This window comes from Streptomyces sp. NPDC001292, assembly GCF_042896465.1.
GTDB lineage: Bacteria > Actinomycetota > Actinomycetes > Streptomycetales > Streptomycetaceae > Streptomyces.
Window position 1 is genome coordinate 1 of sequence record NZ_JBIAXG010000148.1, and the last position, 1,321, is coordinate 1,321.

The window sequence follows — 1,321 nt, forward strand, 5'->3', positions numbered from 1 at the left end:
CTTAGCCTCGATCCACCGGTCGGCTTCTGACGTGATCTTTTGAGGATCGAGCTCCGGATTCTTGGGTCGTTGGCTGGGTGTGGGCAGGGGGTGTCCGCTGGTCCGTCCAGCTCTTCCACATTCGGTTCCGGTTGGGCCCTGGCGGGCGGGGTGGGCAGGGGCTGTCAGGCCGCGTCGGGCGGTGCGTGGACGATGTCGAACAGGTGCGTCCAAGCGTGCTGCCAGGGCCATCGGCGGGGCAGGTGCAGTGTGAGGCGGCGGGCTGAGCGGGCGATCCGGGCGGGGACGTGGATCAGGTGGGCGCGGAGGGTGGCGGTGGTGGCCTTGGCGTGGAACGCGGAGGCCAGGGCGCCTGCGGCCCGCAGCAGGTTGTAACTCATGGCCCACAGGGTCAGCCAGGCGGCGTTGGCGTTGAAGTTCCCCGAGGGCAGGTGGGCCAGGGGTCCGGCCTTGCCGTCCGCGATCACCTGCTCGATGACCGCGTGGTGGCGGTGTTCCTGCTCGGCCTGGAGGGTCTCGGCGGGGTTGTCGGTGAAGAACGGGTGGTATCGCCAGACCGGGAACAGTTCCCCCTGCTCGCCGACCGTGGCGGGTTTGGCCAGGTCGCGGACCCGGCGCACGATCAGCCGGGCGGTGACGTGCTCGGCCTTCTTGCGGCCGGTGAACGCGGTGTAGTCGGGTATCTCGGCGACTTCCGCGTCCGAGATCAGCTCGCCGGTGTCCGGGTCGAGGACCGCCCGCGGGTAGCGGATGGGCCGCCACGCGGCGTCGGGAACGGCGGCGATGGCCCGCTTGATCGACGGGTTCATCCCGGTACTGATCGAGAAACGGGCGCCGGTCCGGCGGCAGGCGGCCACCACGGCAGCGCTGTAGAACTGCGAATCAGCCCGCAGGATGCGTATCCCGGTGCAGCCCGCCTCGACGGCGGTGGCCAGCGCCTCGGCGGCGAACTTCGGGGCGCCGCGGGAGTCTGCCGCCTTGCCCTGCCGCAACCTGACCGCGGCGATCACCGGCCGGGAGATGGCGGTGCAGATCGTGGCCAGCAGCGGGTGCAGCGTGCGGATCCCCTTGAACCGGCCGACCTGCGCACCCTGTTTCGCGGGGCCGAACACGCGCTTGTGGGTGGAGTCGACGTCGATGAAAGCGACTTGGCCGGCGGCGGGCAGGAGCGGGGTATGAGCGGCCAGCTCACCCAGGAACTTCCGGTGCGCCGCGTGCAGTTGCAGGGCATGGCCGTGGGTGAACGAGCGCAGGAACGTGCCCAGCGTGGACGGGGCCCGTATCGCGTCGAACGCGACCGGCATCGCTCCGTGCCGCAGCC

Annotated in this window: 1 protein-coding gene; it reads right to left on the reverse strand. The window is 70.8% G+C overall.

What is annotated here, in order from left to right:
• Nucleotides 1–164: 164 nt before the first annotated feature.
• Nucleotides 165–1,321 (reverse strand): IS1380 family transposase (locus ACFY4A_RS42645; RefSeq protein ID WP_390834683.1); only part of this gene is annotated, 1,157 nt, incomplete at its 5' end.